Here is a 14016-nt window from a genome sequence, read left to right on the forward strand (position 1 = left end):
ATTCTAGGGAGCTTATCAATCTTTAACTTCTGGTACTTAGGACTATTAGAGTCTTCAAAATTCAATTGGCGTAAAGGGATGTTTCTAGAGACAAAGATTAAAAGTGTATAAAGTTCTTTTTGTAGATATTGAATATATAGTACTAAATAAGATATAATGGAGTTCACAATGACCACCCTTTCTTTATTAATTGTGAGCTGGGAACTTCAATTATATCAAGAAATGGGGGGGCATTGTTTTTTTATACAAAAAAACTTTGAAACCTTTAAAATATAATGATTAGTTAGTAAAAAAAGAGTGTCAAACTTGACACTACGAGAATAAATAAGGAGGTATTAGGATGAAAACAGGAAAGATTGACCATATTGGTATTGCTGTAAAAAATCTTGATGAGACACTAAAATTTTACCAGGATATACTAGGTTTAGAATGTATTGGAACAGAGGTGGTTGAGGAGCAAAAAGTAAAAGTAGCTTTTTTACCTGTAGGGGATACTGAAGTAGAGCTGTTGGAGTCAACAGAGGAAGACGGACCTATTGCAAAGTTTATTGAAAAGAAGGGGGAAGGCATACAGCATATAGCCTTTAGAGTAGACAATATTGAAGAAGCTATTGAGGAAATGAAGGCAAAAGGGATAAGGATGATTGATGAAAAACCTAGATATGGTGCTGGGGGAGCAAAAATAGCATTTTGTCATCCAAAGAGCACAAATGGCGTTCTAATAGAATTAAGTGAAAGGTAACAAAATTAAAAATTTTATGTTATAATACTACATGTGAAGTTTTACAACATGTAATTTCAGTGGGAGGGTGAATTATGACGGTCAACAAACTAGAAGATCTTCGCCAACGGAAAGAAAAAATCCAATTAGGCGGGGGAGAAAAAAGGATTGCTGCACAGCATGAAAAAGGCAAACTGACAGCAAGAGAGAGAATTAATCTATTATTTGATGAAGAGACCTTTGTAGAGATTGATGCTTTTGTAAAGCATCGATGCACAAACTTTGGTATGGAAAAAGTTGAAACGCCTGGAGAAGGTGTTGTAACTGGCTATGGTATGGTAGACGGTAGAATTGTATATGCTTATGCTCAAGATTTCACAGTAGTTGGAGGATCTCTTGGACAAATGCATGCACAGAAGATTTCGAAAATTCAAGATTTAGCACTAAAAATGGGTGCTCCTATCGTTGGAATAAATGATTCTGGTGGTGCCAGAATTCAAGAGGGAGTAGATGCATTATCAGGATATGCTAATATCTTCTACCGTAACACTATTGCATCAGGTGTAGTACCACAAATTACAGCTATCATGGGACCTTGTGCAGGAGGAGCAGTTTACTCGCCGGCATTAACAGATTTTATCTTTATGGTGGACAAAACAAGTCAAATGTTTATCACAGGACCACAGGTAATAAAAACAGTAACAGGTGAAGAAGTAACCTCAGAAGCACTAGGGGGAGCTATGACTCACAACCGTACCAGTGGTGTTGCCCACTTTGTTGCTCCTAATGATGAGGCTTGCATTGCAGAAATTAGAAGATTACTTAGCTTTTTACCATCCAACAACATGGAAACGGCGCCAATTTTCGATACTGAGGATGATATCAACAAAATTATTCCAGAACTAGATGATATTATTCCGGAAAGCCCAAATAAACCATATGATATGAAGACTGTTATTACACACCTTGCAGATGACGGAGATTTTTATGAGGTACAACCTTATTATGCAACCAATATGATTACAGGCTTTATTCGGTTAAATGGCCAATCTGTTGGAATCATTGCTAATCAGCCAAAAGTGTTGGCAGGCTGTTTAGATATCAATGCTTCTGATAAGGCTGGAAGATTTATTAGGACCTGTGATGCTTTTAATGTACCGATACTTACTTTAGTAGATGTTCCTGGTTTCTTGCCTGGTACAAACCAAGAATACGGTGGAATCATTCGACATGGAGCTAAAATGCTTTATGCCTATAGTGAAGCTACAGTACCGTTGGTTACGCTAATATTAAGAAAAGCTTATGGCGGTGCCTATATCGCTATGTGCTGTAAAGAATTAGGAGCTGATACAGTATTAGCATGGCCAACGGCTGAGATTGCTGTTATGGGACCAGAGGGAGCTGCTAATATCATCTTTAGAAAAGAAATAGCTGATGCAGATGATCCACAAGCGGCTAGAGCAGAAATTATTGAAAACTATAAAGCAGAATTTGCTACGCCGTATAAAGCGGCAGAGAGAGGTTATGTAGATGATGTTATTGAGCCATCTGCTACTAGACCTAGATTAATAGATGCTTTCAATATGCTGGCTAGTAAAAGAGAAACAAGACCACCTAAAAAGCATGGCAATTTACCAGTATAATAGGACGGGAATTAAAAAAGAGGTGATCAATCGATGAGTTTAATGGAAAGAATGAAGGTAGCTTCAGATCTGCAAAATATGTCAATGGGTGAAAAAATGCTGGGCAGTATTCAGGTCGCTATATTTGGTATAGCCATTGTGTTCTTAGCTTTATTATTGCTATTTGTGATTATTACTGTTTTAGAGAAAGTACTGCACGGTGCAGAGGACAAAAATAAGGCTTCTGTTGCAAAAAAAGCTGAAGTATCGGCTGGACCTGTTAAAGTAGAAGAAGCACAAGAGGAAGAGGAAGTGGATGATACACAATTAGTGGCTGTTATTACCGCTGCTATAGCCGCAAGCCTTCACACCTCTACCCATAATATTGTTGTTAGAAATATTATTCGTGTACCTGATACAACACCAGCTTGGAATAAGTTAGGACGTATGCAACAGGTGAATAGAATAGAGTAATGCTATAAAAACCACTACGTATTAAGGAGGAAATATACAATGAAAAAGTTTAATATAAGTGTTAATGGTGTGAGTTATGAAGTAGAAGTAGAAGAGATTAAGGATGGAGCAGCTCCGGCTCCAAGACCTGCAGCAGCCCCAGCGGCAGCACCAAAGCCTGCGGCAGCACCAAAACCAGCGGCTTCAGCGCCAAAGGCGGCTCCAGCGGCAGGAGCCACTACTGTAGAAGCTCCTCTGCCAGGCAATGTATGGAAGGTGCTAGTAAAGGAAGGCCAGGAAGTGAAAGAGGGAGAAGTATTAATTATATTAGAAGCCATGAAAATGGAAAATGAAATCTATGCTCCAGCTGATGGTGTTGTAGCATCCCTGCATGTAGCTGAAGGTGCATCTGTAAATGGTGGAGATGTATTGGTATCTTTAAAGTAAATAACATCAAAATTCATTGAAAGGAGATGCACAGATGATTGAAGTACTTATAGACTTTTTTGGGAATACTGGTATACCTAATATGACCTGGCAACAGCTTGTCATGATTGCAGTTGCTTGTGTACTGCTATACTTAGCTATCGCCAAAAAATTTGAGCCACTATTGCTGGTACCTATCGGCTTTGGTGCTTTAATGACGAACCTACCTTTGAGCGGTGTTATGGGAGAAGGCGGGTTGCTTTACTATTTTTATCAAGGAGTTAGTTTGGGAGTTTTTCCACCACTGATTTTCTTAGGGGTTGGAGCCATGACAGACTTTGGACCACTTATTGCAAATCCTAAAAGCTTGTTTTTAGGAGCAGCAGCACAGTTTGGCATCTTTTTCACCTTTATAGGAGCCATTATGTTGGGCTTTACAGGGCAAGAGGCGGGGTCCATCGCTATTATTGGAGGAGCGGATGGTCCTACAGCAATTTTCCTTACATCACAGTTGGCGCCTCATTTATTAGGACCTATTGCAGTGGCTGCTTATGCCTATATGGCCTTAGTACCGATTATTCAACCGCCAATTATGAAGGCTCTCACTACCAAGGAAGAAAGAGTTATTAAGATGCAGCAATTAAGGGTTGTATCAAAGCAGGAGAAGGTTCTTTTCCCAATCTTAGTTACTATTGTAGTATCCTTATTACTTCCATCGGCTACCCCATTGGTAGGTATGCTGATGTTTGGTAACTTAATTAAAGAATCCGGCGTTACAGATCGTATTTCTAAAACAGCACAAAATGAATTAATTAATATAGTAACTATCCTACTAGGTCTCAGTGTAGGTGCTACAGCTCAAGCAGAACATTTCTTGAAGCTAGATACTATTCAGATTATTGTGCTTGGTGTTATTGCCTTTGCTGTAGGCACTGCAGCTGGTGTTTTATTAGGCAAACTAATGAACAAGATGCTGGGAGGAAATGCTATTAATCCGTTGATTGGATCTGCTGGAGTATCAGCTGTGCCCATGGCGGCAAGGGTTTCTCAAACGGTTGGTCAAAAAGAAAATCCTAGCAATTTCCTACTAATGCATGCTATGGGACCAAATGTTTCTGGTGTTATTGGATCAGCGGTAGCAGCAGGTGTACTTTTGTCCATGTTTTAGTTAAAGCTTTAAAATTTGATATACTATAAATAAGGAGGATGTATCCAATACATCCTCCTTTAGCACTCTATAGAGAATTTATAGGTTTTGTACAATTGAAATCATTTACAAAGGATTTTAGAATAGAAATTCAAGGAGTAGGAGGTGTAGAGATTGAAGGAGAAGGTATTAAAGGAGCTTTATGAAAAAAGAGGAGAGTATGTTTCCGGTGAAGATTTAAAAGAAAAGTTTAAAGTGTCCCGTACCGCCATTTGGAAGCATATGAATAGTTTAAAAAAAGAAGGGTATATGATAGAGACCACACAGAAAAAAGGCTATAAATTGATAGAATCTGATGGAAAACTGATACCAGAAGCATTAAAAAATGATTTATCTACAAAGGAGATAGGCAGTAGGATCATATACTTTGATACCATAGATTCTACCAACAATTATAGCAAAAGAATTGCTAAGGATACTCCCCATGGCACCATTATTATTAGTGAAGAACAGTCAGGAGGCAGAGGAAGACTTGGGAGGAATTGGATTTCTCCTAAAGGAGAAGGCATCTGGATGTCCATTCTACTGAAACCAGAAATCCCACCTACTGAAGGCATGAAAATGACGCAAATAGCAGCAGCGGCAGCATGTCAGGCCATAAGGGATGTAACGGCATTGGAGGCATACATAAAGTGGCCTAATGACATCGTGGTTCATGGTAAAAAGGTTTGTGGTATATTGACAGAGATGGCAGGAGAGCTAAATCAGATTGACTATTTGATTGTTGGGATAGGGATTAATGCTAACAATCTAAGCTTCCCAAAGGAGTTTAAAGATGTTGCTACCTCTTTGGCTATTGAAAAGGGCGAAAAAGTGGATAGGAAAACCTTAATCCTTGATTTGCTTAGTAAATTTGAAGCCCTATATTGTCATTATATAATGGAAGGAAAATTAGATGAAACCTTATCTATTATTAGAAACTACTCAGCTGTGCTAGGAAAGTCTGTTCGCATCATAAAAGGAAACCAAGAATGTTATGCAATTGTTGAAGAAATCAATGATGAAGGCTGCTTAAAGGTAAGGTATGAGGATGGTGAAGAAGAGCTATTGATTTCAGGGGAGGTATCCATTAGAGGAAAAGAAGGATACATTTAGATAGATAAAAACAATCTTCTTTTATAATAGAATAATGGTTGAAAAAGCAAAAAGAAATTGGTACAATAGTACAGTAAAACAGCTAATATCTAAACTGAGTTAGACTGTGGCACGAGATTTACAAAAACATTAAATTTGTCCGGCATCGTAATGAGCTGGAACGGAGGTGCTATTTATGTCAATTTGCAGTAAGGAAGTAAAGGCAGGTGCGACTTTAGGCAGTAGTAGAAAGCTTTCTACGAGAAAGATGGCAGTTGCAGGTATGTTGGGTGGTTTTTCAGTAGCATTAAGCATGACACCTATCGGTTATATTCCTATTCCTTTCTTAGGGATAAACGCTACCACCATGCATATACCGGTTATTATTGGGGCTATACTAGGGGGACCAATGGTTGGTACCTTTGTAGGGATGATATTTGGTGTAAGCAGCTTTCTAAGGGCTACCACTCCATTTTTTGCAGATCCTCTTATAGCGATTCTACCAAGATTATTGATTGGTATCATGAGTTTTTATACCTACAGACTTTTTAAAAACTCAATTGCAGCTGCAATAGTAGGAACAGCCACCAATACCATTGGAGTGCTGACGATGATTTATTTAAGGGGCTATTTGCCATTAGAAGCAGTATTGGGAATCGCTGCTATCAATGGGACGACAGAAATAATAGTTTCTGCCTTTATCGTATATGCAGTTGTGAAAGCTACAAAGAACTTTGTTAAGACAAGTTAACCATAAATACTAAGAAGGTGAACAGATGATATTAGTTATTGATGTAGGTAATACCAATATAGTGTTAGGCTTGTATCGAGAGGAGGAATTAGTAGATTCCTGGCGCATTGCTACGGATAAGGAAAAATCCTCCGATGAATATGGTATTTTACTGCACCAATTATTTCAGTTTAGCAATAGAAGTATACAAGAGGTAGGGGATGTAATCATATCCTCTGTTGTACCTAATATTATGCACTCTTTGGAAAACTCCGTTAGAAAAATATTTAAGATTGAACCCTTAGTGGTAGGGCCAGGTGTAAAAACAGGGATGAATATAAAATACGATAATCCTAGGCAGGTGGGGGCAGATAGGATTGTGAATGCAGTTGCTGCTTTTGAAAAATACAAAGGGCCTTTAATCATTGTGGACTTTGGTACTGCCACTACCTTTTGTGCTATTTCTACAAAAGGGGAATACTTAGGAGGTACCATTGCTCCTGGAATGAAGATTTCTAGTGATGCGTTGTTTCAGAGGGCAGCTAAGTTACCAAGAGTAGAACTTGTAAAGCCGGGAAGGGTTATTTGTAAAAATACCGTCAACAGTATGCAATCAGGAATTATCTACGGCTACGTGGGTTTAGTTGAATACATTATAAAAAAGATGACAAAGGAATTAAAAAGCCAGGACATAAAGGTAATTGCTACTGGAGGACTTGCTGCATTAATCGCTAGCGAGACAAAGCATATCCATATAGTAGATAAGATTTTAACCTTAGAAGGACTAAGGATTATTTATGAAAGAAATAGAGAAGACAGAATGCAAAGACTATAAGAAGGCAGATTGTCAAAAAGGTCTTGGGGGATCTTAGATTTAAGAAAACTCAGTAATCACAATGTATATATATAACTCAGTTGCAATCCAGAGGGCATATTGCCCCCACGATATTGCAGCTGAGTTTTTTAAAATGACGAAGAAGAGCCAGGGGTTTTAGTAGTCAGATAGTGGCAAGAGAAATCCTTAGGCTTTATTTTACTTAGAAAGAAATTATTGATATAATATCTGTATAGATTATTTATGGATTTTTCATCATCATCAACCAATTAATAATCGAAAAAGTTATTAAAAGGAGGATATTATTTATGAAAGAAATTGTTATTGCTAGTGCTGTTAGGACACCTGTAGGAAGCTTTGGTGGATCATTAGCCGGTGTTTCAGCAGTAGACCTAGGCGCTATAGCTATCAAAGAAGCACTTAAAAGAGCTGGCATCAAGGAGAGTCAAGTAGATGAGGTATATATGGGATGTATCCTACAGGCAGGAGCAGGGCAAGGGGTAGCAAGACAAGCTTCTGTTAAAGCGGGGATTCCAGTGGAGGTGCCTGCTACCACCATTAATATGCTGTGTGGTTCTGGATTGCGTACGGTATCTATGGCTGCTCAAACCATTATTGCAGGAGATAATGACATTGTAGTGGCTGGAGGCACAGAAAATATGAGTCAGGCGCCTTACTTACTACCAAAATCCAGATGGGGATTAAAAATGGGAGATAGCAGTGTTGTAGACTCCATGGTATATGATGCATTGACGGATGCTTTTAATGGTTATCACATGGGAATAACAGCTGAAAATCTTGCGGAAAAGTATGGTGTTTCTAGAGAAGAACAGGATGCCTTTGCTACTGCAAGTCAAAACAAAGCAGAAAAGGCTATTGCAGAAGGTAAATTTAAAGACGAAATAGTGCCAGTAGAGATTCCTCAGCGTAAAGGTGATCCAATTGTATTTGATACAGATGAATACCCAAAAGCAGGAGTAACGAAAGAAAAACTAGGAAAGCTAAGACCAGCCTTTAAAAAGGACGGAACTGTTACTGCTGGAAATGCTTCAGGGATCAATGATGGTGCTGCTGCTTTAGTGATTATGTCTAAGGAAAAAGCAGAGGAACTTGGCATTCAGCCTTTAGCTACCTTAACAGCTTATAGTAATGCAGGGGTAGAGCCTTCTATCATGGGAATCGGGCCTGTACCAGCCTCTAAAAAGGCATTAGAGAAGGCTGGACTAACAATAGAGGACATGGATTTAATTGAGGCCAATGAGGCTTTTGCGGCTCAAGCATTATCAGTGGCAAAAGAATTGAAATGGGATGATGAAAAGGTAAATGTGAATGGAGGAGCTATTGCAATAGGTCATCCAGTGGGTGCCAGCGGAGCTAGAATCCTAGTAACTTTATTACATGAAATGGCAAAACGAAATGCAACCTATGGACTTGCAACCCTATGTATCGGTGGAGGTATGGGTACAGCTGTTGTTGTAAAGCGATAGTAAATTGTATAAGGCAAGTACAACCCTTTCTTATAAGTGAGAGGGTTGTTTTTTTCTTGTTGATTAAGTTCATACTATAGGTGTATGAAGTAAGTTTTAATTTAGAGAGCTAATATAGATAAGCAATTTTGAGTTTAAATAAATAATACACACGTTACGGTTTCGCCCATGAATAACTCCTATAGCTCACTTCGATGAAAAATCCTACAATCTGCAACCTGGCTACCCTCAAACATACAGATTGCTTAACGTATTTCTCATCTACATTCACTGGGCGTTATAGTCATGTTCTGCAAATGTACCGCTTAGCATTATTCATTTAATCATGGGGTTGCTTATCTATAGCTATAGGGAGAAAATATTTGTATTAGGAAGAAAAATTTATTAATATAGAAGAGGTAATAATGGTAAGGAGGTAGTAACAATGAAGATTGGAGATAAAGTCTTAGCTAATAATGTTTTTCTTGCTCCTATGGCTGGGGTAACGGATTTAGCCTTTCGTTTAATCTGTAAAGAAATGAACTGTGGTATGGTTTATACAGAAATGGTTAGTGCAAAAGGCCTTTATTATAATGATAGAAAAACTCAGGAATTATTACATATAGAAGAAAAAGAAAAACCAGTAGCCTTACAAATTTTTGGTTCAGAGCCTGATATTATGGCGAAAGCAGCCTATAGCTTAAATGATAGAGAAAACATCATTCTAGACATCAATATGGGGTGCCCTACGCCTAAAATAGTAAAGAATGGAGACGGAAGTGCATTGATGAGAAATCCTAAGCTGGTAGGAGAAGTAGTAAAGGCTGTTGTGAAGGCATCAATAAAGCCAGTAACGGTAAAAATCCGAAAGGGTTGGGACGATAAAAATGTCAATGCAGTGGAAATAGCAAAAATCATAGAAAACAATGGTGCAAAGGCTATAGCTGTCCACGGCAGAACAAGAGAACAGTTTTATTCTGGCAAAGCTGATTGGGATATCATACGTCAGGTAAAAGGGGAGGTCAGCATTCCTGTCATAGGAAATGGCGATATATTCACAGTTGAGGACGCTATCCAGATATTTAAAGCAACAAAATGTGATGCTGTTATGATTGGTAGAGGGGCTCAGGGAAATCCATTTCTATTTGAAAGAATAAATCATTATGTAAAAACAGGAGAAATTTTACCAAAGCCTTCTTTAAAAGAAATCATAATAACGATTTTTAGGCATATGGGTAAGCTGATTCATTATAAGGGGGAGTATATAGCTGCTCGAGAAATGCGGAAGCATATTGCATGGTATTTGAAAGGTTTTAAAAATTCTGCAGAGATACGGCATATCATTAATACAACAAAAACTATAGAGGAAATGAAAGATACTTTAATGAAGTATCTAGAAACTTATGAACAATAGAAGCTAGGCTTGTTATGATGACCCGTTTTCATAAAATGAAACCTTACAAAAATCGTATAACTCTAGCATAAAGGTTAATAATAGAGATAGATTATGAGGTAGTAGGGAGAGTTGCTAAAGATGAAAAGAATTGTCAGCGTAAGTCTAGGAAGCTCTAATAGAAATCATTCTGTAGAGATAGAGGTGCTGGGAGAGAAATTCCTTGTAGAAAGAATAGGAACAGATGGAAGTATTAAAGAAGCTATAGCATTGATAGAAGCCCAGGATGGGAAGGTAGATGCTCTAGGAATGGGAGGTATTGATTTATATTTATGGGCAGGAGGTAAGAGATATACAATCCGAGAAGCATTGCCATTAAAAAGAGCTGCAAAAATTACTCCTATACTGGATGGCTCAGGGTTGAAGAATACCTTAGAAAGAAGAGTAATGAAAGAGCTGCAGGAAAAAAATATTGTAGATTTTAATGAAAAGGTTACATTACTTACCTGTGTCTTAGATCGTTTTGGTATGGCTGAAGCTATTGCTCAATATAAAGGTAAGCTTATTATTGGAGACATTGTTTTTGCTTTAGGATTAGATTTACCTATCTATTCATTAAGGCATATACAACTTATTGCAAAACTTGCTGCTCCATTAGTATGTCAGCTGCCTTTTGAGATGTTATATCCAACGGGGACAAAACAAAACGAAAGTAAAGTTACTAAATTACAAAAATACTATCAGGAAGCTGATATAATAGCTGGAGATTATCATTACATCAAAAGGTATATGCCTAAAGAAATGAAAGAAAAAATAATCATTACCAATACAGTAACAAAGGCAGATATTATAGCCTTAAAAGAAAAAGGAGTTTCTATGCTGATAACCACAACACCTCAATTTGGTGATAGGTCTTTTGGCACCAATTTGATAGAAGCCTTAATTGTTGCTGTTATGAAGGAAGGGAAATACAAAAGCTATGGAGAAGTGATTGATGTTCTAGATTTTAAACCAAGAATAGAATATTTACAACCCCAATCAAATATGTAATAGCCTAGAGACTGCTTTTTATGATAAGCAATTAGGAAATTGGTCTTGAATTTAGCTTGACAATTAAAAAATGCTAGCTTATAATATCTACAAATATAGTTAATTGGAAAGCACTGTAAAAAAAGGCAGTGCTATTATGATGTTATGAGGATAAAATTACCATAGTATAACAAGCATAAATTAAGTATAAGCACATATATTATCAAAATACATCATACATATTTATTATCTGCGGCTTTGGAGTCCTTGGAAGCATTAGAAATCTTTATATCTATAGCTTTAGACTAATGCTAACTCTAATGATTGTTTTTACAAATAATTTCCAACAAGGTAAAACAAGCTTGATTTTGCCTATAGCTGCAGATAAATAGCAAAATAATTAATAGCACAATAGGTTGAATAAATACTATTCATGAAGGAGAGAGGTAAGTATGACAGAAAAAGAAGTTGTATTAACCATGAAAGGGCTAAAAAAAATAGAAGACGAGTTAGAACAGCTAAAAACTGTTAGAAGAAAAGAAGTAGCAGAACGCATTAAACAAGCAATCGCCTTTGGAGATATTAGTGAAAACTCAGAATACGATGAAGCAAAAAATGAGCAGGCGCAGGTTGAAGAGAGAATTATGAAGCTAGAGGGTATGTTAAAAAAAGCAAGAGTAATTGATGAAGATGATATAACCTTAGACCGAGTGAGTATAGGCACCACTGTACAGGTAAAAGATATGGAGTTTGATGAAATCGTAGAATATACGATAGTAGGTTCAGCAGAAGCAGATCCTTATGAATTAAAGATATCCAATGAGTCTCCAGTAGGAAGAGCATTATTAGGAAAAAAAATTGGGGAGATTGTAGAGGTTCAAATCCCTGATGGGATCACAAAATATGAAGTATTAAATATAGAAAAAGGAATCGAAAGTTAATAAAAGCAGTACATTTATTTATAGAAGGGCGGAGAAACCAATGACGAAGATGCATGATGAGGAAAAAAGTTTAAATGAGCTTCTAAGAATACGTAGAGATAAACTAAGCCATTTAAAAGATATAGGAAAAGATCCCTTCAAGATTGAAAAGGTATATGTAACTCATTATAGTAAGGAAATAGTAGATAATTTTGAAGCATTAGAGGGTGAAAGCGTAACGATAGCGGGAAGAATTATGGCTAAAAGGGGCCATGGGAAGGCTAGTTTTATCAACATACAGGACAAGGATGGAAGGATTCAAGCCTATGTAAGAGAGGATGCTATTGGAGAAGAAGCCTATCGACTATTTGTTGAATACGACATGGGAGATATCATAGAGATAAAGGGTGATATTTTTAAAACAAAGAAGGGCGAGATATCTGTAAAGGCTTTTGAAGTCCGTTTGCTGACAAAATCTCTTCAAGTATTACCAGATAAATGGCATGGTCTTAAGGACCCAGATCTAAGATATAGACAAAGATATGTTGATTTAATTATTAATGAAGATGTGAGAAAGACTTTTACAGTAAGAACAAAAGCTATTAAGGCTATTCGGGAGTTCTTAGACAATAGAGGTTACTTAGAAGTAGAAACCCCTATCTTAGATACTATTGCTGGGGGAGCAAATGCAAGACCATTTGTTACCCATCATAATACTTTAGATATTAATATGTACTTAAGAATTGCTACAGAGCTTCACTTAAAACGACTGATTGTAGGTGGTTTTGATAGAGTGTATGAGATAGGAAGAATCTTCAGAAATGAAGGAATGTCCATCAAACATAATCCAGAGTTTACATCTATTGAGCTATATGAAGCCTATGCTGATTATAATGATATGATGGAGATTACAGAGAATGTAGTGGCTTATGTGGCAGAAAAGGCTCTAGGTACTACTAAAATACAGTATCAAGGAAAAGACATAGATTTAACACCTCCTTGGAAAAGATTATCCATGGTGGATGCCTGTAAACAATATGCAGGGATAGATTTTAATGAAATGAAAACCGACGAAGAAGCTAAGGAAGCAGCAAAGAAGTTAGGAATAGAAGTAACAGCGGAGATGAAAAAAGGACACATCATCAGTGAAGTGTTTGAAGAATATGCAGAAAAGCATTTGATACAACCAACCTTTATTACAGGACATCCTGTAGAAGTTTCTCCACTGGCCAAGAGAAATCCAGATAATCCTGAGATAACCAATCGATTCGAAGCCTTCATTAATACATGGGAAATAGCCAATGCTTTCTCTGAGTTAAACGACCCTATAGATCAAAGAGAAAGGTTTGTTGAACAGCTAGCTCAAAAAGAAGCTGGAGATGAGGAAGCTCATCCATTAGATGAAGACTTCCTAAATGCCTTAGAGGTAGGGCTGCCTCCTACAGGCGGATTAGGGATAGGGATAGATAGATTGTTGATGCTCATTACTAATTCACCATCTATAAGAGATGTTATCCTGTTTCCAACCATGAAACCACTTCACAAACATAAGGATGAGGAAGAGAATCAAGAATAGGATCGAGAATAGGATTAGGCAAAAGCCTAATCCTTTGTTTTTATTGGTGTAGTAACCTAAATAGAGAGTAAAAAGAATAATAGAAAATTACACATAATAGAAGCTCATAAAGGTTTGACATTCTACTATTGATATGGTATAGTAATACTTGTCGTCAAGACAGGAAAGAAAAATATTCCATAATAAATCTTGTTGACAAGCAAATGCAAATTTGATATAGTAGTAAAAGTCGCCGCTGAGGAAGGGGCGCAGGGTAAGAAGAAAAAGCCAGCAAAGAAAACACTTTAAAAGGCAGGAAAAAAGAGAAGTATAAGAAGAACAAAAAAAAGAAACAAAAAAAGTGTTGACATAATGTAATAGATATGATATATTAATAAAGTCGCCAAAAGCGGCGGCGCAAGAAAAAAGGTCTTTGAAAATTAAACAGTATAGATATTAAGCCAGCAAAAAAGCATCTATCTTTAAGAGATTAAAGATAGAACCCAGAAATTCAATTTTTTTATTAAGAGTTTGATCCTGGCTCAGGATGAACGCTGGCGGCGTGCCTAACACATGCAAGTCGAG

General features: G+C 37.1%; 14 protein-coding genes and 1 rRNA gene. All 15 read left to right on the forward strand.

Annotated features, from left to right (window positions below; genetic code table 11):
- Positions 1-340 precede the first annotated feature (340 nt).
- Positions 341-742: a methylmalonyl-CoA epimerase gene (gene mce / locus BMX10_RS17345; RefSeq protein ID WP_090447008.1), complete on the forward strand. Its 402-nt coding sequence runs from the start codon at positions 341-343 to the stop codon at positions 740-742.
- 74 nt (positions 743-816) lie between these two features.
- Positions 817-2364, forward strand: coding sequence for a methylmalonyl-CoA decarboxylase subunit alpha (gene mmdA, locus BMX10_RS17350; protein ID WP_090447010.1), 1548 nt, complete (start codon positions 817-819; stop codon positions 2362-2364).
- A 33-nt stretch (positions 2365-2397) separates the two neighbouring features.
- Positions 2398-2817 carry an OadG family transporter subunit gene (locus BMX10_RS17355; RefSeq protein WP_090447012.1) on the forward strand — a complete coding sequence of 140 codons (420 nt, stop codon included), beginning with the start codon at positions 2398-2400 and terminating at the stop codon, positions 2815-2817.
- Between the two features lie 39 nt (positions 2818-2856).
- Entirely contained in the window at positions 2857-3243 is a 387-nt protein-coding gene (locus BMX10_RS17360; protein WP_090447014.1) for a biotin/lipoyl-containing protein, read from the forward strand.
- 34 nt (positions 3244-3277) lie between these two features.
- A complete protein-coding gene (locus BMX10_RS17365) occupies positions 3278-4390 on the forward strand; it encodes a sodium ion-translocating decarboxylase subunit beta (RefSeq protein ID WP_090447016.1) in 1113 nt (370 codons plus the stop codon).
- A gap of 38 nt (positions 4391-4428) precedes the next feature.
- A complete protein-coding gene (locus BMX10_RS18135; protein ID WP_170834884.1) occupies positions 4429-4575 on the forward strand; it encodes a hypothetical protein in 147 nt (48 codons plus the stop codon).
- Complete coding sequence (locus tag BMX10_RS17370) at positions 4544-5524, forward strand: biotin--[acetyl-CoA-carboxylase] ligase (RefSeq protein ID WP_090447017.1); 981 nt, start codon at positions 4544-4546, stop codon at positions 5522-5524. The genes BMX10_RS18135 and BMX10_RS17370 overlap by 32 nt, the downstream gene beginning before the upstream one ends.
- 175 nt (positions 5525-5699) lie before the next feature.
- Positions 5700-6254, forward strand: coding sequence for an ECF transporter S component (locus tag BMX10_RS17375; RefSeq protein ID WP_090447018.1), 555 nt, complete (start codon positions 5700-5702; stop codon positions 6252-6254).
- Between the two features lie 25 nt (positions 6255-6279).
- Positions 6280-7068, forward strand: a complete 789-nt coding sequence (locus tag BMX10_RS17380; RefSeq protein ID WP_090447020.1) for a type III pantothenate kinase — start codon at positions 6280-6282, stop codon at positions 7066-7068.
- Between the two features lie 308 nt (positions 7069-7376).
- Complete coding sequence (locus BMX10_RS17385; RefSeq protein ID WP_090447022.1) at positions 7377-8555, forward strand: acetyl-CoA C-acetyltransferase; 1179 nt, start codon at positions 7377-7379, stop codon at positions 8553-8555.
- A gap of 424 nt (positions 8556-8979) precedes the next feature.
- Positions 8980-9948: a tRNA dihydrouridine synthase DusB gene (gene dusB, locus BMX10_RS17390; RefSeq protein ID WP_090447024.1), complete on the forward strand. Its 969-nt coding sequence runs from the start codon at positions 8980-8982 to the stop codon at positions 9946-9948.
- A 120-nt stretch (positions 9949-10068) separates the two neighbouring features.
- Entirely contained in the window at positions 10069-10977 is a 909-nt protein-coding gene (locus tag BMX10_RS17395; protein WP_090447026.1) for a quinate 5-dehydrogenase, read from the forward strand.
- 431 nt (positions 10978-11408) lie between these two features.
- Positions 11409-11897 carry a transcription elongation factor GreA gene (gene greA / locus BMX10_RS17400; RefSeq protein ID WP_090447028.1) on the forward strand — a complete coding sequence of 163 codons (489 nt, stop codon included), beginning with the start codon at positions 11409-11411 and terminating at the stop codon, positions 11895-11897.
- Between the two features lie 49 nt (positions 11898-11946).
- Positions 11947-13452, forward strand: coding sequence for a lysine--tRNA ligase (gene lysS, locus BMX10_RS17405; RefSeq protein WP_090447030.1), 1506 nt, complete (start codon positions 11947-11949; stop codon positions 13450-13452).
- Between the two features lie 498 nt (positions 13453-13950).
- Positions 13951-14016, forward strand: a 16S ribosomal RNA gene (locus tag BMX10_RS17410); the annotation flags it as partial.

Source organism: Natronincola peptidivorans (assembly GCF_900111615.1).
Classification (GTDB): Bacteria; Bacillota; Clostridia; order Peptostreptococcales; family Natronincolaceae; genus Natronincola_A; species Natronincola_A peptidivorans.

Bases quoted from the DNA above. Each gene is read 5' to 3' on its own strand.
- mce (WP_090447008.1), top strand. From the start codon at position 341: ATGAAAACAGGAAAGATTGACCATATTGGTATTGCTGTAAAAAATCTT.
- mmdA (WP_090447010.1), top strand. From the start codon at position 817: ATGACGGTCAACAAACTAGAAGATCTTCGCCAACGGAAAGAAAAAATC.
- BMX10_RS17355 (WP_090447012.1), top strand. From the start codon at position 2,398: ATGAGTTTAATGGAAAGAATGAAGGTAGCTTCAGATCTGCAAAATATG.
- BMX10_RS17360 (WP_090447014.1), top strand. From the start codon at position 2,857: ATGAAAAAGTTTAATATAAGTGTTAATGGTGTGAGTTATGAAGTAGAA.
- BMX10_RS17365 (WP_090447016.1), top strand. From the start codon at position 3,278: ATGATTGAAGTACTTATAGACTTTTTTGGGAATACTGGTATACCTAAT.
- BMX10_RS18135 (WP_170834884.1), top strand. From the start codon at position 4,429: ATGTATCCAATACATCCTCCTTTAGCACTCTATAGAGAATTTATAGGT.
- BMX10_RS17375 (WP_090447018.1), top strand. From the start codon at position 5,700: ATGTCAATTTGCAGTAAGGAAGTAAAGGCAGGTGCGACTTTAGGCAGT.
- BMX10_RS17380 (WP_090447020.1), top strand. From the start codon at position 6,280: ATGATATTAGTTATTGATGTAGGTAATACCAATATAGTGTTAGGCTTG.
- BMX10_RS17385 (WP_090447022.1), top strand. From the start codon at position 7,377: ATGAAAGAAATTGTTATTGCTAGTGCTGTTAGGACACCTGTAGGAAGC.
- dusB (WP_090447024.1), top strand. From the start codon at position 8,980: ATGAAGATTGGAGATAAAGTCTTAGCTAATAATGTTTTTCTTGCTCCT.
- BMX10_RS17395 (WP_090447026.1), top strand. From the start codon at position 10,069: ATGAAAAGAATTGTCAGCGTAAGTCTAGGAAGCTCTAATAGAAATCAT.
- greA (WP_090447028.1), top strand. From the start codon at position 11,409: ATGACAGAAAAAGAAGTTGTATTAACCATGAAAGGGCTAAAAAAAATA.
- lysS (WP_090447030.1), top strand. From the start codon at position 11,947: ATGCATGATGAGGAAAAAAGTTTAAATGAGCTTCTAAGAATACGTAGA.